We start from the raw sequence: 20,344 nt of genomic DNA, 5'->3' as shown, positions 1-20,344 counted from the left end.
ACGCGCGCACCCGCCTGCCTATGCCGCGTCACCAGTAAGTCGGAATCGCGGAAGCTGCAATGGCTGTACCGCCTAGCTTGAACGGAGGCAACTCTGCAGCTCAGCACATGGGCGTACCATCTCCCCGCGCCCATCGCACCGCGAACGCCGAGAAGACTCCGGCCATGCCGAACCTACCCAGAGAGCCCTCCAGCCAGCTAAAACCGGTTTCTGCACTTGTTTCCTCAACCAACAGGAAACAAAATGTCAGAGACGGAAAACTCGAAGCGCCTTCGAGTCGCAGACCTTTTCGCAGGTGTCGGAGGTTTTCGCCTCGGACTCGAATCGGTACACGGCGAACCATACGAGTTCACCTTTAGCAACCAGTTTGAGCCATCGACGAAAGTCCAACACGCAAGTGCCGTCTATCAGGCCCACTGGCACACAGGCGAACACATCAACAGAGATATCAACGAAGTTCTAAACTCCGCTGATGGACAGCAGGCAATCCGGAATGCTTCACCCGATGTCGTTGTGGGAGGTTTCCCGTGCCAAGATTATTCTGTCGCGCGCCCGCTAACACAGTCCAGTGGACTCGCGGGCAAAAAAGGGGTTCTGTGGTGGTCGATTGCGCAGTTTCTGCAGCAATGTATCTCGAACGGAAAACCCGCAAAATACCTAATCTTCGAAAACGTAGACCGATTGCTCTCCAGTCCAGCCAATCACCGGGGACGAGATTTCGCGGTCATCCTTTCCACACTGAGGGCATTCGGCTACGCCGCAGAATGGCGTGTCATCAACGCCGCAGATTATGGGCATGCGCAAAGGCGTCGGCGCACATTCATCGTTGCCTACCACCAGACCACGGATATTTATCGTCGTATGTTGGCGGCCACGGTCGACGCGAAGGACAGCCCATTGAAACAAACCCTGCTCTTCGATGCTTTCCCATGCGACCTGCTGAACCCGCTTGACGCTGTTCACCACGCTCTCACGGTGGCCGACGAACCTTTGAACGAACAACTTCGCTACCACTCTCTTTCGAACGGCCGCTCGCGCTTTGGCAACATTGGTTTGATGGTCAGCGGGAGCGTGTACACGTGCCAATCAAAAGCACATTGCTTCGATGACTACAGCGCTTTTAGCACTCATCGCAGCGCCTTGACGCTCGGAGACATCGTACGAAAGACCGGTCCAGTGCCAACCGAGTTCTATATCAAACCAGAGGACGAACAACGCTGGATAACGGCCAAGGGTGCCAAGTCGACCGCTCGCAGCAGCAATGGCTTCGAATACACGTATAAAGAAGGAAAGATGGCGTTCCCGGACGTGCTTGACCTTCCAAGCCGAACAATAATCACAAGCGAAGGCGGGACGACACCGTCCAGGACCAAACACTCGATTCGCGATGCGTCGGGCAAACTGCGGCGACTCACCCCCGAAGAGCTTGAAGACCTGTGTGGCTTTCCGCGTGGATTCACTGACATCCCTGGCATCAGCAGCGTCGCACGGGCCCGCTTGATGGGAAATTCGCTCGTAGTTCCGTTGGTCCAGCGGATTGGCGAAGCACTTTACCGCGCTCATCTGCACGGCGTGGGAACGACAGCGCGTAAGCTGGAGGACTGAGAATCTGCAGGATGCCTGGCTTCCAGGCAGCGCCATCGGTCGCAAGCAACCAAATTTCGATTTGCGAAGTGCAGGAGATCTGGACATGCCGCCAGGATTCGAACTGGCTGGGAATTCTGTAAGCCCGCAGTGCCGCTGGAAGCGATGTTTTGGAATTAATTACGCCAGACGGTTAGATGCGTTTTCCTTAAAAACGATTATCTATCCTTGCCCAGACCGCAGATCCGAAGCTACCCAAACATGATTTTTTTGTTTTGAGTCTCGGTATTTTTGTATTTAAATCAAAAATTTCATGTGCGCAACCGTCCACTACTGCACCCAAACCAGCGGGGAACGTCATTCTTCTACCGGTAGGCCGTTTGTTCTAACGTGCACAAATCTGCTCACGCAGTTTGCTTGCGCAGGCCAAGCGGTTGTACCTGCTGAGGAGCGCGGCCCGTGAGCCGCTACCTAGGGTAACGCCCCCCTGTGAAGCCGGCGTCGGCACAATGCGTCTCCAGACGGGCAGCCTGCGACTTCAGTTGCCCGGCCTGGTCATGGGAGGACACTCGGGCGTAGCAGACGGTTTTGCCGATGGACTTCGGAGCATGCCCGACACTGGACGGGTCGACTCGCGCGCAAGACGTCGTGGCCACTCATAGTCCGTCCGGCAGGTGCGAGCCTCCCGTGCCGATGCCAGCGGGCGCAGTGTTTCAACGGCCACGCCCGGTTGCGTTGCTGCTACACCAATTGATAAGAGTTGCATCCGATATCTCCAGTCCGATATCGGTGTAGACCCTCTTTTCAAACTCCGTGGTCAGATTTGTGCAGCTTTAGCGTTTGCTGATGAAAGCCCGGACTTGCCTTCAGAGCCTATATCCTGGCTAGCTCCAGCGTGTATGCCGCTCGACCAACTTCCCATCGTCCCTGGCAAGGGCGAATGGTACGAGGCATGGCAGAATGCGCGCCTTTTGTTTATCCGAAAGCCAGTCATCCGAGTCCGCCAATAGCTCGAGCATGGCACGGAAAGCGTAATCGACAACAATACGATTGGCCACAACCCGTCCTTCCTTTATATGCTCGTGAATAAGGCGAGCAAGCTCCTCGTGACTTTCAGGAGCTTCCGCAAGAGAAAGACTTGAGCTCACGTATCCAACGTGGCCGCGACCTCCCTCTGCTACGACAGCAACCGCTCCGTAAAGGTCTTCGACCTCTTGCTGGGTAAAAAACGGCTCAGGCGTGCCGATTCTATTGAAATGTTCGCTCAGCTCTCGGGCGACGTCCACGATGCCGGCAGACCAGCTACCGTCTCGGAGCAGAGGTGAGATACGCACGTCATTCGCCACGAAGAGCTCGTCAAGGTCAGCAGCGAAGTTCTTTGCTTCCTTCGCCTGGAACAATCGAACACTCAAGCTGCCGAATCTGCGCGCATAAACATGGCGTTTAACTTCCGGTAGCAATGAAGTTTTGAACCAGTCAAACGCCTCTTCGCACGACCACCACCTCCGGGAAGAATACTTCTCAGTAGTCAGCGGCCCGTCTGGTTGCCAAAGCAACGCGACCTTGCGTCCGTAGCTCAGTCCCTCCAGTTTGACCGCATAGAAAATTCCGTGGTAGCCGGCGTCATAGTGTGCCGTTTCTACTTCATGAAACGGTTTCAAGACGTTGGTCGCGCCTTGAAACATGTGCCAATCCGATTTCCCCTTCGTCACGTCATGTGCGATCGCAAACTGGCAAACCTCGTTCCATACTCGCTCGTCGAGCGTTGCGATTGCAACCTTTCTGCCGCCCCATTCGACGAACGGGAAGTCCACCGCCGACCAACTATGCTCTTGAGTTAGCAGCGCATCACGTACCACGTCCGTCAAGAGGTCAGCGACTCCGGCTATTTCGCGTACTCCATCTTCGTGCAGAGAAAATCGGCAGTGCGGGAAGTCCACTTCGTAGTGGTGAGGCCTACCGTATGATGGAGCGTAGACGAAGCCTCGATAGGCACTCGCCAAAGGTGCTCCTTTAGCGAATAGAAACGATTTCATCAGCCACTTGTAGTCAAACGTCAGCGTCATCCCTTCAAGATCCGGCTTCTTGAAGTTGATGGCGGCCGAACCATTCATGAACTTCTCGCCCGGGAGAATCGCACTAAGTCCGAACCATGGCCCTCTGAACTGCCAGGTGCTTCCGAATCTCTCGACAGTCCGGACTGAGCTATCTATGGAGATAGAAGACACGCGCGTTTCAGGGTTGATGCGCAGTGCACCTTGATCATCCAGCACAGACTGAACGTCACAACTGCTGAGCTCAACGGCGCCATCGGGGCCGCATATCTCTCGAGCCCATTGGGCAACGCGCTCGCGCGGATCAAAAAAAGCCTTACTCGCTACCTCATAGAACGCTACTCGCTGCATCCACTTGTTACCGAAGTGCTCCACGCTCGCCCCGGGGAAAAACTTCGACAAGACATCCGGATAAGCCTGCACTTTGAGTGTCAGGTCATCGGCGGTCCAAAAATGCGGTTCAATACCAACGGCCCTGAGCTTGGCAGCCGCTTTCATCCACTGCTGGCCTTTCAGTTTGTTTGTGCTTGCGTGAGCAAGAATAATAGTGAAGCGTTTCGTATGCGCAACCCAATCCCCTTCAAGGAACGTGTCCACCGCCCTCTTTAACTTCTCAGCATCGAAATTAGTCCACGCCTTGCACTCAAATACGCGGAGCTTGTCCGGAAATGCCTCGTCAAAAGCGAACAGGTCGATACCCCCTTGCTCAATGCCCGGATCACCGATTCGCTTGCAACCGACGATGGCTTGTTCTTTCTGGAGCAACCACCAACAAAACTGTTCAAAAGTTTGCCCTGCCATCGATGTGAAGAGGAGCTGCGGTTCGTTGATTGGGGGCGAGAATTGGCTGGGGTTGACCTGCGCCATAGCGTTCAGATGCTCTGGCCAATCTTGCGGCAGAGAGTGTTTCGGGGAAGTCATGGGGAATACGATGAAAGTTGATTCGATAGCGCAGTCGAAAAAGCAGCTGTTCTAAGACGCTGCATACGAGCTTAATCAATGACGGCAAACGCTGAGATTACGTATCAAAGTCTTGTGCCAGCTCAACTGGCAAGTAAGCTTCTGATGTAGTTCGCGCGCGTCAGCGTTGTGCCTCGAATCTTCCAGCTATATGCATCGTCTAGTACGACGCTAGCGAGAGGGAGGACTCTCAACGCTGAACACCGCGTACTATCCGCTATTCGGAACGATCGGGACTATGGAAGATCTTTGCTTTGTCAGCAGCCATCTTGAAATTCTCAAAACCTCGTTTCTTGGCGGCGTTTTCACATACCAGGTAGATGGGCAGACGTTTGTTCAAACCAATCGTCTCCATGTTGATGGATTTCGTCTTCCCTTCGGCATGGTACTCCCCGTACAAAACAGGAGATTTACGCGACTTCTTGCGAGGATCAAAGGTCAGCAGGAGATTACTCCGTTCAACCGAATTCGACTTCACCTTCCCGTAATGGAAATGGTAGCCAAAGTTGTGATTCTCTACGTCCATGCCCTCCGAGTGCCCCGGAATCTGCAGCAAGCGGAGAAGACGAGGTATTTTTTTCGCAGGTACTAGCGTTCGATGAGTTTCGAGGATGATGGCGTCCTTGTACACAGGGATAACATCTACAACGTCATGGTACACAGGATACCGATCGTCCACGATCTCACCGGGTTCAAGACTCGTCATCCCATCCAGGTCGCCGGCTGGAACCGCTGCCTCCAACTCCAGAATGAATCTGGACGCTTCCCCTATGCTGTTCGCATAGTAATGCCGCCAATTGAACCGCCGATGGTGCGCGAGCCACCTGAGATCGGATTGCGGGAAGTTTTCGAGGGCGTTGATCGCACTTTCGATGAAAGCGAAGGTTTGTGGAGCGAGAGTCTGCATCAGCATTTTTTGTAGTTGAAAAGAAAGAAAGTCAATCCCCGTTAACAGAACATCTTCCTACCAGCCCATTATGCTTGAAAACTTGCTATTTAGATCATCGTTACTTATTGACACCTACATCCGAACTACACTCTACTCACCGAATCCGACAAAATCGCTACTCAATACACCATCAATAAAGACAGGACGTTAAACTCGAATAAAATCATTCATAGACGACCAGTTGATGCTCTTATGGACAGTCGGATCACCCCCGTAGCAGCCTACGGGGACCACTATGTGAAATCGCCGCACTTCAAGATTATCGACACTGACCGGAATCACGCTCCTGAATGCCCGTATGGCGCTGCACAACTGGAGACGTATGGCGCCCAACGCCCGTCCGTGCCTACGGGCCGCGTCAAACTTGAGGCAGATTTGCCAGAGCAGCTGGTAGAGGTTCGCGCTGGTCGCGCCGAAGGCGACGCAAAAGGTCAACGCCCGCAGACTGTCGCAAGCCCAGATGAAGTACGTCGGCGCGTGCGGAACCGCTTGACCGATCTGGCAACTGCTCATCAGAGTACTACGAGTCTTCTACGGGTACTGGTGACGGCAAGAGTCGAGGCAACCAAGGCGCTCTATAGGACTGCGCGAGCCAAGGGGAAGCCAGCCAGCGAACATTCGAAGTTCGTGTTCGACGAACTCAAAAAATACCCGCTGAAGCTGTACGGCCGCCAGTCAGACTACGACCGAGCATTCCGCAAAACAGACAGAGAACCTTGGACAGGCGATTTCATCTATTACGGGACAGCCAACGTCGAAACAACGCCCGACGGATACCGCCTCTTGTCCCTCGAACAGGTGAAAATGGCAGGATTTCCAGACCGAACTGCTGTTGTCTATGTCATCTGCGATCGCACCAACCCGGTGAATCTGATGCAACGACGTACAATTCAAGTACTGGACGAAGCCATTCGCCGAGGAACGCATGTGAAATGGGCCGCCTACGGTAGCTTACGATTCAATGTCGAGACGGATCAATTCGAGCTCACCGCTACCAAAGCAAGTTAGCGCGAACGACGCAGGTCCAAGGTTGTCCCAAGGCCTCGCTGCAACGATAGAATGTCGCAGGATTGAACGGCAGAGAAAGGCATGATTGAACTCACGGCTAGCAAAAAAGCATCGCATGCATATCTAGTGCGCCTTCGAACTTGTCTTGCATGCTCTCTGGCGATCGCTATGTATTCCGCTAACGCATCAGCGCATTACTCGGAAGTATGGGACCCGCCGGAAGCTCGCACTAGCGCGCCGGTCAAACGCAATCCACCACGCGCCAAACACCCGCGAGTGAAAGTGAAGCCGGCCCTTTCTTCGGCTCATGTACCGTCACCCAAGGCGCCCGAACGCCCGCATCAGTTCAACGACATTCCCAGACAGTTGACGCCGGAAGGAAACGTGCTACGCGTGGGCACAGGAAACAAACACGTCATGCTTGAGCGCTAGCATGCGTTCGCCTATAGATAGGCAGCACATCGCTGCGCCAACGCAAAACTAGCTAGTCGTCGGCCAGATCACGTAGTCTGCGCACCGGAAGGCCTTCAATTTCTGTTTTATACAGCCCCATCTGGTCAGTCGCGGCAATCATTCTGGCAAGCGCCTGCTTTTGCTCAACCCGCATCTGGTCCCTAAGCGTCCGCACCGCCCTTACTGGAAGTCGATACGCTCCGTCTTCGTGCACACGCGCAGGGAGCTTCTCTTCCTCGATGAGTTTGCGCACATACGAAGGTGCAACGAAGAGGATGCGCGCTGCCGCGTCGACCGAGGTCTCCTCCAGACTTTCTCTTTGCTCTACCTTTGCAGTACATTCAGGTATCAATGCCTCGGTGACGTTTTTCCATTTGCCGCCGTCGCCGATAATTTCGCGCACCCGGGTGAAGACATACTCCGCATCACCGTTGATACCACTGCAGCCAACGAGCTTGTACACGCGCCCGCTAGCGGTTCGTCCTATACGTGTCGCAGGATCCAAATCCACAATCTCTGCACTCACGCGGCCGTCTCGCGTCTCCTGACTATATCCGACAAAAAATCTCTTTCCGTTCTCGAATTGGCGTATAGACCAATGCTCAAGGTGCACGACCTCGCAACCATCGCCCGGAGGATGAGAGTAGATAGACATCAGTAACTCCGCTCTGTGAACATGTGAGACAACGATCAGCAAGCCAGCACCGCCGCTTCCTTCTCACTCAGTCCTGACCAGCTCTTTTAAGATCTGATTTCTGCTGGATGTCGCTAGAAGCTGTGCGACCCTCTTCAATGCTTTCACGCTCCGCGCCATCAGAATGTAGTTGTCGCACAGAGAGTTTGGTGAGTTCGAAGACGCTCCGAGGGGCTTCGATTTCCGCATAGGTACTTACCCCACCGCTGCCACATTCGTCCCAAAAAGTGGCCTGACCGTCCTCGAATTCAAATATGTGTATGTCGTCTAGCTTCACCTCTCGCACTGAGACGACACGTCGGAACGCCGATACTCCATCGCCATTTATCGAGAACATGTACAAGATCGGCTCCGCACCGCGAGCGTTCGCCAACAAGGCCTTAAGGTCGGAATAGGTCTGAGTGATGAAAGCGCCGTGCTTCGATTCAGGATCTGTCTTTGTGCCATAGCGAACGTAAAACCAGGCGCCGTCTGACACCCTGAACGACGTCGCGCCATGCCGATTTGGCTTTTGCATATCTTGCTGAGGCGTATTGCCTGGTTGCATCGAAAGGACCTTTTCCGGTCTAAAACATTGATGTGTTAGGTCATCAGGTATTGCGGATGAACCTTTCCGCTCAACGTTACCGGACAGTATCGCCGCTTGTGATAAGCACTGCGAATATATAACCTCGCTACGCGTCGAATCATTTCTCTCGGCTGATTCGCTCCATGAGAATGCGAGTTCGCCGCGCTTAAGAGCTGAACTATTTACACGGTATGGGGGACGTCGTCCTTCATTCGTCAATCTCGTCTTCCGATAGAAATGAGAAGAACATTTTCAACTGCTGACGGAATTGCTCGACCACGACATCATCACCTAATCCGACGTCGGTTTGGCAGTGAACCAGTTGGCCTCGAAAGGCCTCGAATCCGTCTGATCTATCGTCCACGGCCAGCCAGCGCATTGGCGAATTTCTCCTTACGTAGTCGAGAACCTGTGCTCCGCGTGGAAGGACTGGCCAGACGCCCGCGTCGAGCGTTTCCCCCTCGTAAGTCGCACCTATGATGCGCCTCCCTAGCTCCTCTGATGCCATTGCGTCACGTGTAAATTCGATCCCAAGTACGAGCGCCCAATCACTAGAGAGCACGATCTCAACACTCGGATAGGGGCGCAGCAACTCTTCAAGCACTGGGACAAATTCAAAGAGCTCAATATCTGGTGCACTGCTTATCACTCGATTACCTACTCGGCGAGCAATACCACGATGCAGAACTCCGTCAACATCGAGAAATAGGATCTGACGCATTTCGGCTTGCCTTAGTTGATCAACAATCGGCGTCACGGCCGAACGGGCCGCAACATCTTCTCTGAACAATGTCACTCTGTCCTACCAGCGCTCCCTCAAAAGGTATCCCGCTGCGCTTACGCGGCAGGAACTGCTCAACGAAGTTTTCAATGAATGCCAACGACTGGGCTGCGCCCAGCGCCGTTTCGATGGCTGGATTGTAGACTGATACGCAGTAGACGTAAACAGAGTAGACAATAAAGCAGTAGACTATTACGCAGTAGACTGAAACGGAGTAGACGAAAACGCTTAGTTCGGCGACGCTCCGCAGCATGGAAGAAATTGATAACACGGTCGCCGACCCATGGCTGCGGCGACGATTCGCCGAAAACGTACGACGCGTCCGAAAAGAAAGAAACCTGACTCAAGAGGAACTCAGCGAACTCTGTGGGTACCACCGCACTTATATGAGCCATGTGGAACGCTCAGTTCGCACTGTGTCTTTGGACAACTTGCAGCGAATCGCGGAGGCGCTCAAAACAAGCCCCGAAGTTCTATTGACTGAGTACGTGCCGGAATCGGCACCAGGCTAAGTCCCTGTACTCCGTCCCCTATTACTGCCGCGAATAGGGGCCCACATGCTGCTTCGACCACGCTTCTTCAAGCTGCAGCGCACCTAGACAACAACCCCGTTGCTACGGCTCGTGCGTTCCTCCGTGTACCTAGTCACCTATTATTTTCTTTACGTTTACGTAAGCGCCAAGCAAGTGACAGCAACGTAGCTTGCTGGATCCGCCGCACTGAATGAGCGGAGCACGGAGGGAATCGCGTGAGACGTGGACTTCCGGGAACGCCGTCGATTCGGCACTGACGCTTCCCCAACTTGCCGTGCGCCACAGGGAATCATGGCAGTGCTCTTTGCATGTCAACATCGCAGCGCCAGCATCTACTTGCGCCGTATCGACAGGCAGATGAGCCGGACTTGTCACATACGACCGCCACAACGAGCGCAAGGGTGCGAGATCCCGATTCCGCCAGCTTGCTTATCGAAGGCGAGAGCTCGAGATTTCTATTAGATCGACGGAAATCCGGTCCGATGGCAGGCCTGCGGAATAAACCGCGCTCACGATATAACGCGCACAGTGCCGTTAATTCTGAGAATCCGCTCATTCTCTAATGCGCCTATTGACGGCCAAAGGCAATGCCCATTTGCGGTATTTCCTTATGCCGTTGAAGTAATCGGGCGCGCGCCTTTGACATTGCAACCAAGCGCTTAATCTTGCTGCGACTCGCTCGTTGCGCTGCCTCCGTCGAATCCGCAGGAATGAGGCATCTACGCTGATTTTCAGCCGTGGGATCAGAAGGTCCGACATCGGGAGCCGTCCGTTGTCCTCTGCGGTATCAGGCCGAACTCGGTCACTGTTCCAGACGCGACCGAGCCAGTCAGGCCCATCGTTTTGTAAAAACTACCCCCGCTCAAGTGGTAGGACTTTCTCAGAACTCCGGATCCAAGTATGTACTTTTACAGAACTCCGGAAATCCAGAATATCTCCTACCACCCAGCCAAGCAGAAGAAAAATTCAAACAAAATCAACAGCTTATTAAATCAAAGGGGGTAAGGACTTTTATAGAACCCAAATCTGCTCATTGTCTGACAGTACGCTGTAGACGTGTCGTTCTCGATCCAGTCAACCGCAGCCCAATCCTACCGCGCATGGCCAACGAACCAGTCAATCCAGCCCCGTCCGACGACTATCGCCATTGGCTTGCCGAGGTCAAACAGCGTGTCGAGCACGCACGCCAGCGCGCGCTGGCCAGTGTAAATCGGGAGTTGGTAACGCTGTACTGGCAGATCGGTCGCGACATTCTCGAGCGTCAACTGGCCCAAGGCTGGGGTGCCGGGGTTATCGACCGGCTGGCGCGCGATCTCAAGTCGGCGTTTCCTGACATGCGCGGATTTTCCCCACGCAACCTCAAATACATGCGTGCACTTGCACAAGCGTTCCCAAACCCGGACTTTGTGCAACAGCCCGTTGCACAATTGCCCTGGTCCCACGTGGTCACCTTGCTCGACAAGCTTGACGACGCATCTCGGCGGCTCTGGTACGCGGAAAAATCTCTCGAACACGGCTGGTCGCGAAGCGTTCTCGTCATGCAGATCGAGACTGGGGCGCACTCACGCGCGGGCAACGCAGTGACAAATTTTGCCGACCGGCTTCCAGCACCACAATCTGATCTCGCTCGGGACGTGCTCAAAGATCCATATGTCTTTGACTTCCTTGGCTTGACCGAAAGTGCCCAGGAACGTGATATCGAGCGCGCACTCACGCAGCACATTACGCGATTTCTGCTCGAACTGCGTGCCGGTTTTGCGTTCGTTGGACGTCAATACCGGCTGGAAATAGATGGCGACGAATTCTTTATAGATCTGCTCTTCTACCACCTGAAACTACGATGCTATGTTGTCGTCGATCTGAAAACGACACCTTTCAAACCTGAATACGCTGGGCAGCTGAACTTCTATCTATCCGCGATCGACGCGCAGGTTAAGGCACTCGAAGACCAGCCGACCATCGGGCTACTACTTTGCAAAGAGAAAAACCGGCTTGTCGCAGAGTATGCCTTGCGTGGCATGGCCAACCCGATGGGCGTGGCGGAATACCAGCTCATGCGCGAGGTGCCCCCAGCTATGGAAACAGGCCTACCGACGATCGATCAGATCGAAGCCGAACTACGCCCGGATTTTCCGGACTCGACTAGCTAGTCTCCGTTCCTGCTCCCATTAGCTATGCTTCATCCGATCATTTAAGCGTGCCTACACACCCCACTCTCAATAGAACCTGCGCCAAACTTCGGTCTCGACTACATCTATCCGTCGAAACTGGAAGACATTGGGATTACCCCTGATCCGGGCCGTTGTCCGAGGACAACTGATCGTGCGTCATCCTGCCATCAAGCACCAGCATCGATGCGGGTATTTGCAAGAACCCGCGTACAGTATCTGTCGCAACTGCCCCATCGCTTGCGCGATCGAGCGGACGTCGCAATAACTCCTGTCCATCCATAAATATCGACGCAAACGCTGCGGCAAGAGCAGATTGATAGAGCGCTGCCTCGAATGGTCGTGCATCTGCGTGCTGTAAAGCGGCATTACCTGCGCATCAGCCTCCGGGACGCATCGATTCAGGATCACATACGTGCGCCGGGAATGACCGATGGATCAATGTGCGCTGACGCTTTCTCTTGCCGTTGCACAAGCAGGTCGAGTGCCTTGCTCTTATGCGAGGACCATTCAACCTACTTTCGAGCTCTCATGACAACGTCCACATCAGATTGATCATATCGTTGTGCCACAACGTGGTGATACGTGCATCGCAATGAGGTAGTCCGCAGCACGACAGAGCTGCCGTTCTGCCAGATATTGCGAATGAGCGTCGCGCCCCGTATGGGCTCAACTGCCTCTGGAAAAGCGCGCTGATGCGCCTCGACCCAGCGCTGCGAGCCCAGCAGTCTGCTGGCAGATGCCGCCGTAGGCGTTTGGGGATTGTGGGCGCAAATGACCGTTAGATGCGTTTCTGAGGAGCATCGATTGGGTCGCGTACACCGAATCCTGCGAGACGCATCCCCCGTCGTAGCTGACACGTCGGAATCGCTTCTCGCAACGAACAAACTCATCACGCGACGACGGTCATCGCGAATTCATCGGCAACGGCACGCGTCTGCAGTGCCTGCCGAAACGGCGCGATCCTGCCGATTCCATTGACCCGACGGATGGGGTGCGAACGCGGTTGCCAACGTGTCCAGCAGCGCGTTCAACGCTGCAACATCCGCTGGCGTGTTGCGCCCTCCTCCATCGACGACAGCCAGAGAACGTAGCGAACGACGTCGGCGGAAGAGCCAACACTAGCGCGCAACTTCAACGCTCCTCTGCTACCGCAGCGGCAGTTTTAGCGTCGACGTCACCTAAGAGAGATCGCAACGCGGCGTTCACCGCGTCCGGACGCTCCAGCATCAGTTGATGACCGCATCTCGCAACGACTTCGAAACGTGCGGCGGGTAACGCGAGTGCCAGAGCACGCCCGCCTTCCGCAGGCGTCAGCCCGTCCGAGTCACCGGAAAGCACGACCACGGACAGGTCGAGACGAGACAACCCTGCCGGGTTCGCCCACGGCGCGTCCTGAATCAAGGCCCGGAAGATCGCCATGCGATTGCGGCGCGCAACCTTCGACTCGTAGTCGACCAGCACGCGGCTTGCATCGGGATGCCAGGCAAGTCGTTTAAAGCCGCGCGCAAACCACGGTTTCAAAAGTTCCAGCAACCACACGGGCAGCGCGGGCGAGCGCGGTTGCGGCCGTCCTTCTTGCGTTCCAAGCAGTAACACCGCGTTGACCTCGCCAAGCCGGTCTTCGTTCGACAGTCTGTCCAGCAAGGCGAGCGTGCTCCCGGTGCCGAGCGAATGCGCGACCAGCACATTACTCTTGCCTTTGAAGCGGTCGAACAGCGCACGGTAGTCGGTGATTGTCTGCTCGCCGCGGTATGCGCCGCTTGCGGGCGATGGAGTCGGACTCTCGCCGTGGCCGGCGAAATCCCAGGCCACGAGTTCGTAGCCGTCGGCAGCCAGCGCGTCCCACTGATAGCGCCACTGGTTCTTGTTGCCCCCGCCGCCGTGCGCGAAGAACACGACCGTGCCCGCGTGCGGTGAACCGGGCGGCGCGGCGCGATGCGCGACGCTCAACGTGCGGCCAGGACGCACTTCAATACGGGCGCCCTTCACCACGACCGATGTCGCGATGTCGCGCCCCACATGCTCACTCATGAAAGCTCCTTGTCCAGATCGGGATCGAGCGCGCGTACACGCTCGGGCAATGCGGGCGTAGCAGCGATCAAGCTGCGCGTGTACGCCTCGCGGGGGGTCTCGAAAATCTGCCTCGCCGGGCCACTTTCGACGATACGACCGCCATGCATCACTGCGATGCGGTCGCAGATCTGCGCGGCCACACGCAAATCGTGCGTGACGAAAATCGTCGCCATGTCGCGTTCGCGCTGCACCGATGCGAGCAGGTCCAGCACTTCCGACTGCACCGATACATCAAGTCCCGAGACGATCTCGTCGGCCACGAGCACCATTGGTTCGAGCGCGAGCGCGCGTGCGAGTCCAATACGCTGACGCTGTCCGCCCGAAAATTCGTGAGGATAGCGATGTAATGCGCTGCGTGGCAGTTTTACCAGCGCAAGCAGGTCGGCCGCACGCTCGAGCGCCTGTGCGCGGGGCATGCCGTACGCGAGCAACCCCGTGGCGACGATCTGCCCAATCGTGTGACGCGCGTTGAGCGACGCGTACGGATCCTGAAACACCAACTGGATCTGGCGGCGCCGCGGCCTCAGCGCGCGCTCCGGCAACTGGGCAATATCCTGCTCCCCGTCGAGCACGATGCGGCCCGCGTCCACGCGAACGAGCCTGGCCAGCGCGCGCGCAAGCGTCGATTTTCCGGAGCCGGATTCACCGACGATGCCGAGCGTTTCGCCCGCCTGCACAGCGAGGTTCACGCCCGACAGCGCATCGACAGCGCGGCGGCCGCGGCGCGCCCGCAAAAAACCCGCTCCACGCGCGGCATAGCGCTTGTGCAAATCTTCGGCGACGAGCGCGGGCCTGCCGCCGTCGGCCCGCGGGCGCGTCACGAAACGACCATGCGGAATGGCGTCAAGAAGCGCCTGCGTGTACGCATGCGCGGGGGAGCGCAGCACGTCCTCCGCCGGTCCGCTCTCGACAATTTCGCCGTCACGCATCACCGCCACGCGGTCGGCAATCTGCGCCACCACGCCGAAGTCGTGCGTGATGAACAACACGCCGGTCTGCGTGGCCCGTGTCGCCGCGCGCAGGAGTTCGAGAATGCGCGCCTGCGTCGTCACGTCGAGCGCCGTGGTCGGTTCGTCGGCGATCAGCAGTTTGGGCCCGAGCGCCAGCGCCATCGCAATCAGCACGCGCTGACGCTGGCCGCCCGAAAGCGCATCAGGAAACGCGTGACGCAGTTGCTCGGGATCCGGCAAGCCCACGTCGCGCATCAATGCAATCACGCGCGCGGTACGCGCCGCCGACTCGCGGCGCGCCGACAGCACACCATGCACGCGCAGCACCTCGTCGATCTGCGCGCCCACCGTCATCAAGGGATTCAGCGCAGACAGGGGCTCCTGAAAGATCATCGAGATTTCGCTGCCGCGCAGCGCGCGCCAGTCGGCTTCGCGATTGCCGGACAGATCGCGCCCCTGCAGCACGATACGGCCGCCCGTGCGCTGCACGCCGCGCGGCAGCAGCCCGGCTATCGACGCGGCGAGCAGCGACTTGCCGGAGCCCGACGCGCCCACCACGCAGAGCACCTCGCCCGCGCCAATGGTCAGCGACACGTCGCGAACGGCCTGGGCGCGCTCCGCGCCGGGCGGCAACGCGAGCGTCAACCCGTCGATACTGAGTAAGGGCGTGAGGCTCATCGTCGCCGCTCCCCGCCCGCTGCCAGCGCAACACGCAAACCCTCCCCAACCCGGTTGATCGACAGCGCCGTCGCCACGATCGCGAGGCCAGGCCAGAAGCTCAACCACCACGCTTCGCGGATTACCGTGCGCGCCGCGCCGATCATGAAACCCCAGCTCATCTGCGAGGCGTCGCCGAGCCCGAGAAAGGACAAGGCCGATTCGGTGAGGATCGCGCCCGAGACCATCAACGCGGCGAGTACCGCCAGCGGACCCAGCGCATGCGGCAGAATCTGCCGCCACACGATGACGGCGGGCCGCTCCCCTGCCACGCGAGCCGCCAGCACGAATTCGCGGCGCGAGAGCGCGATGAATTCGCCGCGCACCAGCCGCGCGATCGCGGGCCACGAAGCCGCCGCAATGGCCACCACGGTCGATTCGAGCGACGCGCCGAGCACCGCCGCGATCGTCACCGCGAGCGCGAACTGCGGAATCGTCTGGAACAGCGCGATGACCGCACTCAGCACGGCATCGACCCAGCCGCCGCACCATCCCGCTACCGCGCCGATCGTCGCGCCGACCGCAAAGGTCGCGACGGTCGCCCCCACGCCAACCAGCAGCGACACGCGTGCGCCCCACAGCAGGCCCACGACTTCGTCGCGGCCCAGCATATCGGTGCCGAGCGGATGCGCGAGTTGCCGGAACGGCGCGAGCAGCGGGTCGGCGGCAATGGCCCAGGGCGATGGCAGCCAGAATGGCGCGGAGAGCGCAATCAGCGCGAGGACCACGAGCACCGCGCTGCCCGCCAGCGCGCCGGGGGCGCGTGCGAAGTCGCGCAGAAATCGGCGCGCCGGCGGCGCCGCAATCGTGTCGAGAGTCGTGCTCATGCGGCCTCTCCTCGTCCCGTGTGGTCGATGCGGGGATCGACGAAGCGATACAGCACATCGGTCAGCAGATTGAAGAACACAACCAGCGCCGCAATGACGGCGAGCAGACCCAGCAGAACCGGATAGTCGCGCTGCACGAGCGAGTCGTACATCAGACCTCCAAGTCCCGGCCAGGCGAACACGATTTCGGTGACGAGCGCGCCCCCCGCCAGTTCACCGAGTTGCAGGCCGCCGAGCGTAACGACCGGCATCAGCGCATTGCGCAGCACATGGCGGACCATCACGCGCGGTTCGGACGCACCCTTTGCGCGCGCCGTGCGCACGAAGTCCTGCGAGATAACGGCGAGCATAGATGCGCGTGTAAGTTGTAGATAGACAGCCGCGTAGACGAGCCCCAGCGTGGTCGCGGGCAACACTAGATGCTGGGCCACATCAAGCGCATGCCCCCAGCCCGTCCCACCTGCGCCCACGCTTTCCATGCCGAACGAGGGCAGCCAGTCGAGCAGGACCGAAAACGCGATCAACGCCAGCAGCGACATCCAGAAGACTGGCGTCGCGTAGACAATCACTGCGAGCGCACCGAGCACGCGCGAAACCACTCGCGCGAGCACGCCCTCGTGCGCGTCGCCCCATGCGGCCAGCGCACCCATGCTCACGCCAACGATGATCGATATGGCAAATGCCGCCAGCATCAGCAGTAGCGTCGCGGGCAAACGATCGGCGATCAGCTCGAGCACCGGCATCTGATTGCGATACGAATAGCCGAAGTTGCCATGCAGCAACTGGAGCAGGTACTGCGCGAACTGCGTGCCGAGCGGCTTCGCCAGTCCCAGCTGCTCGCGCAGGTGCTCGACGTAGGCGGCGTCGCCTGAACCCGCGTCGCCAGCGAGCGCGAGCGCGGGGTCACCGGGCGCGAGCCGGATCAGAAAGAAGTCGACGATCAGCACACCGAAGACCATCGCCAGTCCCCGGAGCGCCACCGTCGCAAAGCGCAACACGGTCGTCATTGCATCAACCTATCCATGTGTCTTCGAGGCTGTCGTTGATGCTGGTCGCGGTGCGCAACAGGTTGTGCACGTTGCGCCGATACAGCGTCGGATTCACCATTTCGAAGACGTTGGCGATTGCCGCATCGTTGGCGAGCGCGGTCTGGATCTGTGCGTAAAGCACGCGGCGGCGCGCCGGATCGTTGGTTTGCGCGGCCGCGTCCCAGAGCGCATCGACCTTCGGGTTGCGATAGCCCTCGACGTTGCCGAACGGCGATCCTTTGGCGATGTTGTCCGAGCGGTAAAGCGGCGCGACGCTGAATTCCGGGTCGCCGTTCTGGAACAGAAAGTTGTAGCTCAGATCGAAGTCCCAGTTCGCCACGCGCGCGTACCAGCCAGCGGCGTCGGTGGTCTGCACGCGCACGTTGAAACCCACCTGGGCGAGCGCCTGTTGCGTGTATTCGGCCACCCGCTCCCACGCGCCGCCTTTCTCGCCGTTGATGAGCACGAGCGGCGTCTTGCCCACATCGACGCCTGATTGCCGGATCAATGCGCGTGCGCGATCGGGATCGTGTGCGAAACGCGGCACGGCCGGATCGTAGTAAGGCGAGGTGGACAAAAACGGCCCGTTCGCGACCTTGCCGTAGCCATAAAAAATCTTGTCGACGATGAACTGGCGATCGAGCGCATGCAACACTGCCTGGCGCACGAGCACGTTGTCGAACGGCGCCTTGCGCTGGTTCAGTTCGAGAAACGCCATCCCCGAAAACAGTTCCCAGCCGCGCGTCGTCAGTTCGACGCCGGGTAGCTTCGCGAGCCTCGCAATATCCGAGTAGTCGACATCGCCCGCGCGCAGCGCATGAATCTGCCCGCGTTCGAATGCAATCGAGCGTCCCGCCGCGTCCGGCACGATGTTGAAGACGATGCCGTCGAGATACGGCAGGCCGGGTTTCCAGTAGTCGGGATTGCGCGCGAGGCGGATATACGCGCCGCGCTTCCACTCGCGAAACACGAACGCCCCGGTGCCGACCGGATGCTGATTCGCGGGGTTCGTTCGCGCGTCCTTGCCCGCGTATAGGTGCGCCGGAAGGATCGGCAGCAGGCCGCTGCCGAGCAGGTTCCAGAGGCCGCCATACGGCTTCTTGAGCTTGATCGAGACCTGAAGCGGGCCGCTGGCTTCGACGCTGTCGATATACGTGTCGTGAATAATCTGTAGCCGCGGCAAAGCCTTGGGCGCGATCTCGCTGAGCGTGACGACCACGTCGCGCGCACCGAACGGTTGGCCGTCGTGCCAGCGCACATCCGGTTGAAGCTCGAATGTGTAGTGCAGACCGTCGTGGCTCGCCTGCCAGCTACGCGCAAGCACCGGCACGAGCCGCTCGTTCGTATCGTAGGCAAGCAGGCCCTGAAAGATCTTGCCGCCCACGTATTGCGACGCGACGTGCGGCGTGAGCGCGTTGATGAGTGACGGCGGCTCCGGCTGCGCGAACAGCGAAAGCGTGCCGCCACGCACCGGAGACGGGCCACTCGCGCCGGCCGCGCCGCCTGTACTGTTCGCACCGCTCGCGCCGCCGGCATGGCTGGTGTCCGCCGCAAAAGCGAGCGGCATGCCGCTCGCGAACCCCACCGCACTGCCCGCAAGTGCGAGCAGGTAACGGCGGCGCGCGGCGTAGGCGATCGTTCGGTCAGTGGCGTCGTCAGACGGCCCGGCGAGACGGAAAGGCTTCTGCGTGCGCTCGCTCATCAGAGGTACCCGTGGCGCGGCGGATTGACTTCGTTGAGCACGAAGTTGCCAATCGCGTGATATTTCCAGCGCACGGGATCGTGCAGCGTATGCGTGCGCGCGTTGCGCCAGTGCCGGTCGAGGCCGTATTCGGCAAGTACAGAGCGCGTGCCCGCGAGTTCGAACAGCTTGTTGGTCGCGAGTATCGCCAGCTCGGTGCTCAACACCTTCGCCACGGCAACATCGACCGAAGCGCGGGCCACCTGCGCGTCGTCGACGATCGTGGGCAACGCGTCCAGTTGCGACGCCACACGATCGAGGACCGCCTCGGCGGCCACCAGACGCACCTGCAAATCGGCGACGTCGCGAATCACATACGGATCGTCGGCGGCGCGGGAGACGCCGCTGTCACCCCACGGACGGCTGCGCGTTCGCACGAAATCCAGCGTGTCCGCAATCGCGGCACGCGCGATGCCGACGTCGATACTCGCATGCAGCAGCTGCGAGACCGGGCCCGCGAGCGTGGGCGTCTCGAACGCCGCCTGGATCGACACCACGTTCTCCGGATCGATGTCGACGTCGGTGAACGTCACCGTACCGCTCGCCGTGGTGCGCTGGCCGAATCCGCTCCAGTCGTCCGTGATGGCGATGCCGGGGCGCGCGCGTTCGACCAGCACCTGCACGTAGCGGCCGTCGTCGTCGAGGGCCAGCACGGCGATCCAATCCGCGTACAGCGCGCCCGTCGCGTAGAACTTCTGGCCGTTCAGCACGAGGCGTTCGCCCCGGCGCGACAGGCGGGTCGAAATTTCAAGCGCCGTCTTCGTGCCGCGCTCGGAAGCCGCGTGACCAATGCGCGCGCCATCGAGCACGAGCTGGAAGAACTTGCGGCGCTGCGCCTCGTTGCCCGTGAGGCGAATCACGTCGAGCGCATGGAAATGATTCTTCGGCAACTGGCCGATCGACGGATCCGCCTGCGCGACGATACGCACCACTTCCCCGAGCGTGGCGAGCGACACGCCCGCACCGCCGTAGGCGCGCGGCACGGTGATGCCCCACAGCCCGCTGCCTGAGAAGAGATCGAGTTCGGCAAACGGCAGTCGGCGTTCGCGGTCGCGATTGGCGGCCTCGCGGCTGAGTTCGTCGGCGAGGCGGCGGGCGATTTCGAGCGCGTGCGCGTCGTCGGCGATCCGGCTTGCGGCTGGGCGCGCCGCAGACGTCGCGGCTTGCGGCGAAACGCTCGTAACGTCGTCCAGCGACGCGGACGATGAAGTGGCAGACATGAAAAATCCTCGTCGAAAAAATGCGTGTGCTCG

General features: G+C 58.8%; 15 protein-coding genes. 4 read left to right on the top strand and 11 right to left on the bottom strand.

Translation table 11 applies throughout. From position 1 onward, the window contains the following. Positions 1 to 243: 243 nt before the first annotated feature. Positions 244 to 1,605 (top strand): DNA (cytosine-5-)-methyltransferase, encoded by a 1,362-nt coding sequence (dcm, locus tag F3J17_RS04130; protein WP_167054010.1) that lies wholly within the window; start codon positions 244 to 246, stop codon positions 1,603 to 1,605. Between the two features lie 863 nt (positions 1,606 to 2,468). Here the strand turns inward: dcm and F3J17_RS04125 are convergent. Beyond that, complete coding sequence (locus F3J17_RS04125) at positions 2,469 to 4,559, bottom strand: hypothetical protein (protein ID WP_167054008.1); 2,091 nt, start codon at positions 4,557 to 4,559, stop codon at positions 2,469 to 2,471. Positions 4,560 to 4,815: 256 nt separating this feature from the next. Continuing rightward, complete coding sequence (locus F3J17_RS04120; RefSeq protein WP_167054006.1) at positions 4,816 to 5,505, bottom strand: hypothetical protein; 690 nt, start codon at positions 5,503 to 5,505, stop codon at positions 4,816 to 4,818. A 279-nt stretch (positions 5,506 to 5,784) separates the two neighbouring features. On the opposite strand from F3J17_RS04120, the gene F3J17_RS04115 reads away from it, so the two are divergent. Further along, positions 5,785 to 6,555, top strand: a complete 771-nt coding sequence (locus tag F3J17_RS04115) for a hypothetical protein (RefSeq protein WP_167054004.1) — start codon at positions 5,785 to 5,787, stop codon at positions 6,553 to 6,555. Positions 6,556 to 7,039: 484 nt separating this feature from the next. Here the strand turns inward: F3J17_RS04115 and F3J17_RS04110 are convergent, their stop codons facing one another. The 3 genes from F3J17_RS04110 to F3J17_RS04100 form a co-directional block, all read right to left on the bottom strand. Further along, the gene (locus F3J17_RS04110) at positions 7,040 to 7,663 is read right to left on the bottom strand and encodes a hypothetical protein (RefSeq protein WP_167054002.1); all 624 of its coding nucleotides are present in this window, start codon (positions 7,661 to 7,663) and stop codon (positions 7,040 to 7,042) included. 67 nt (positions 7,664 to 7,730) lie between these two features. Next, positions 7,731 to 8,249 (bottom strand): hypothetical protein, encoded by a 519-nt coding sequence (locus F3J17_RS04105; RefSeq protein WP_167054000.1) that lies wholly within the window; start codon positions 8,247 to 8,249, stop codon positions 7,731 to 7,733. Between the two features lie 229 nt (positions 8,250 to 8,478). Then, the gene (locus tag F3J17_RS04100) at positions 8,479 to 9,060 is read right to left on the bottom strand and encodes an HAD domain-containing protein (RefSeq protein ID WP_240160748.1); all 582 of its coding nucleotides are present in this window, start codon (positions 9,058 to 9,060) and stop codon (positions 8,479 to 8,481) included. Positions 9,061 to 9,302: 242 nt separating this feature from the next. On the opposite strand from F3J17_RS04100, the gene F3J17_RS04095 reads away from it, so the two are divergent. After that, on the top strand, positions 9,303 to 9,563 hold the full coding sequence (locus F3J17_RS04095) for a helix-turn-helix transcriptional regulator (RefSeq protein ID WP_167053999.1): 261 nt from the start codon (positions 9,303 to 9,305) through the stop codon (positions 9,561 to 9,563). A gap of 1,121 nt (positions 9,564 to 10,684) precedes the next feature. Beyond that, entirely contained in the window at positions 10,685 to 11,734 is a 1,050-nt protein-coding gene (locus F3J17_RS04090; RefSeq protein ID WP_167053997.1) for a PDDEXK nuclease domain-containing protein, read from the top strand. 1,152 nt (positions 11,735 to 12,886) lie between these two features. On the opposite strand, the gene F3J17_RS04085 is transcribed toward F3J17_RS04090, so the two are convergent. The 6 genes from F3J17_RS04085 to F3J17_RS04060 are packed head-to-tail and all read right to left on the bottom strand — an operon-like array spanning position 12,887 to position 20,311. Further along, the gene (locus F3J17_RS04085) at positions 12,887 to 13,774 is read right to left on the bottom strand and encodes an alpha/beta hydrolase (RefSeq protein ID WP_345891126.1); all 888 of its coding nucleotides are present in this window, start codon (positions 13,772 to 13,774) and stop codon (positions 12,887 to 12,889) included. 8 nt (positions 13,775 to 13,782) lie between these two features. Continuing rightward, positions 13,783 to 15,456: an ABC transporter ATP-binding protein gene (locus tag F3J17_RS04080; RefSeq protein ID WP_167053993.1), complete on the bottom strand. Its 1,674-nt coding sequence runs from the start codon at positions 15,454 to 15,456 to the stop codon at positions 13,783 to 13,785. Then, positions 15,453 to 16,322 (bottom strand): ABC transporter permease, encoded by an 870-nt coding sequence (locus F3J17_RS04075; protein ID WP_167053991.1) that lies wholly within the window; start codon positions 16,320 to 16,322, stop codon positions 15,453 to 15,455. The genes F3J17_RS04080 and F3J17_RS04075 overlap by 4 nt, the downstream gene beginning before the upstream one ends. Next, positions 16,319 to 17,329, bottom strand: coding sequence for an ABC transporter permease (locus F3J17_RS04070; RefSeq protein WP_167053989.1), 1,011 nt, complete (start codon positions 17,327 to 17,329; stop codon positions 16,319 to 16,321). Before F3J17_RS04070 ends, F3J17_RS04075 begins: the two co-directional genes overlap by 4 nt. Before the next feature lie 4 nt (positions 17,330 to 17,333). Then, entirely contained in the window at positions 17,334 to 19,052 is a 1,719-nt protein-coding gene (locus tag F3J17_RS04065; RefSeq protein ID WP_240160747.1) for an ABC transporter substrate-binding protein, read from the bottom strand. Continuing rightward, on the bottom strand, positions 19,052 to 20,311 hold the full coding sequence (locus F3J17_RS04060) for an SfnB family sulfur acquisition oxidoreductase (protein ID WP_167053987.1): 1,260 nt from the start codon (positions 20,309 to 20,311) through the stop codon (positions 19,052 to 19,054). The genes F3J17_RS04065 and F3J17_RS04060 overlap by 1 nt, the downstream gene beginning before the upstream one ends. Positions 20,312 to 20,344 lie beyond the last annotated feature (33 nt).

Origin of the sequence: Burkholderia sp. Ax-1719 (assembly GCF_011753055.1) — a bacterium.
In the GTDB taxonomy this organism is placed as follows: Bacteria; Pseudomonadota; Gammaproteobacteria; order Burkholderiales; family Burkholderiaceae; genus Paraburkholderia.
This window is presented reverse-complemented; position numbering and strand designations above follow the sequence as displayed.

Bases quoted from the DNA above. Each gene is read 5' to 3' on its own strand.
- F3J17_RS04110 (WP_167054002.1), bottom strand. From the start codon at position 7,663: ATGTCTATCTACTCTCATCCTCCGGGCGATGGTTGCGAGGTCGTGCAC.
- F3J17_RS04105 (WP_167054000.1), bottom strand. From the start codon at position 8,249: ATGCAACCAGGCAATACGCCTCAGCAAGATATGCAAAAGCCAAATCGG.
- F3J17_RS04075 (WP_167053991.1), bottom strand. From the start codon at position 16,322: ATGAGCACGACTCTCGACACGATTGCGGCGCCGCCGGCGCGCCGATTT.
- F3J17_RS04080 (WP_167053993.1), bottom strand. From the start codon at position 15,456: ATGAGCCTCACGCCCTTACTCAGTATCGACGGGTTGACGCTCGCGTTG.
- F3J17_RS04065 (WP_240160747.1), bottom strand. From the start codon at position 19,052: ATGAGCGAGCGCACGCAGAAGCCTTTCCGTCTCGCCGGGCCGTCTGAC.
- F3J17_RS04090 (WP_167053997.1), top strand. From the start codon at position 10,685: ATGGCCAACGAACCAGTCAATCCAGCCCCGTCCGACGACTATCGCCAT.
- dcm (WP_167054010.1), top strand. From the start codon at position 244: ATGTCAGAGACGGAAAACTCGAAGCGCCTTCGAGTCGCAGACCTTTTC.
- F3J17_RS04095 (WP_167053999.1), top strand. From the start codon at position 9,303: ATGGAAGAAATTGATAACACGGTCGCCGACCCATGGCTGCGGCGACGA.
- F3J17_RS04060 (WP_167053987.1), bottom strand. From the start codon at position 20,311: ATGTCTGCCACTTCATCGTCCGCGTCGCTGGACGACGTTACGAGCGTT.
- F3J17_RS04070 (WP_167053989.1), bottom strand. From the start codon at position 17,329: ATGACGACCGTGTTGCGCTTTGCGACGGTGGCGCTCCGGGGACTGGCG.
- F3J17_RS04120 (WP_167054006.1), bottom strand. From the start codon at position 5,505: ATGCAGACTCTCGCTCCACAAACCTTCGCTTTCATCGAAAGTGCGATC.
- F3J17_RS04125 (WP_167054008.1), bottom strand. From the start codon at position 4,559: ATGACTTCCCCGAAACACTCTCTGCCGCAAGATTGGCCAGAGCATCTG.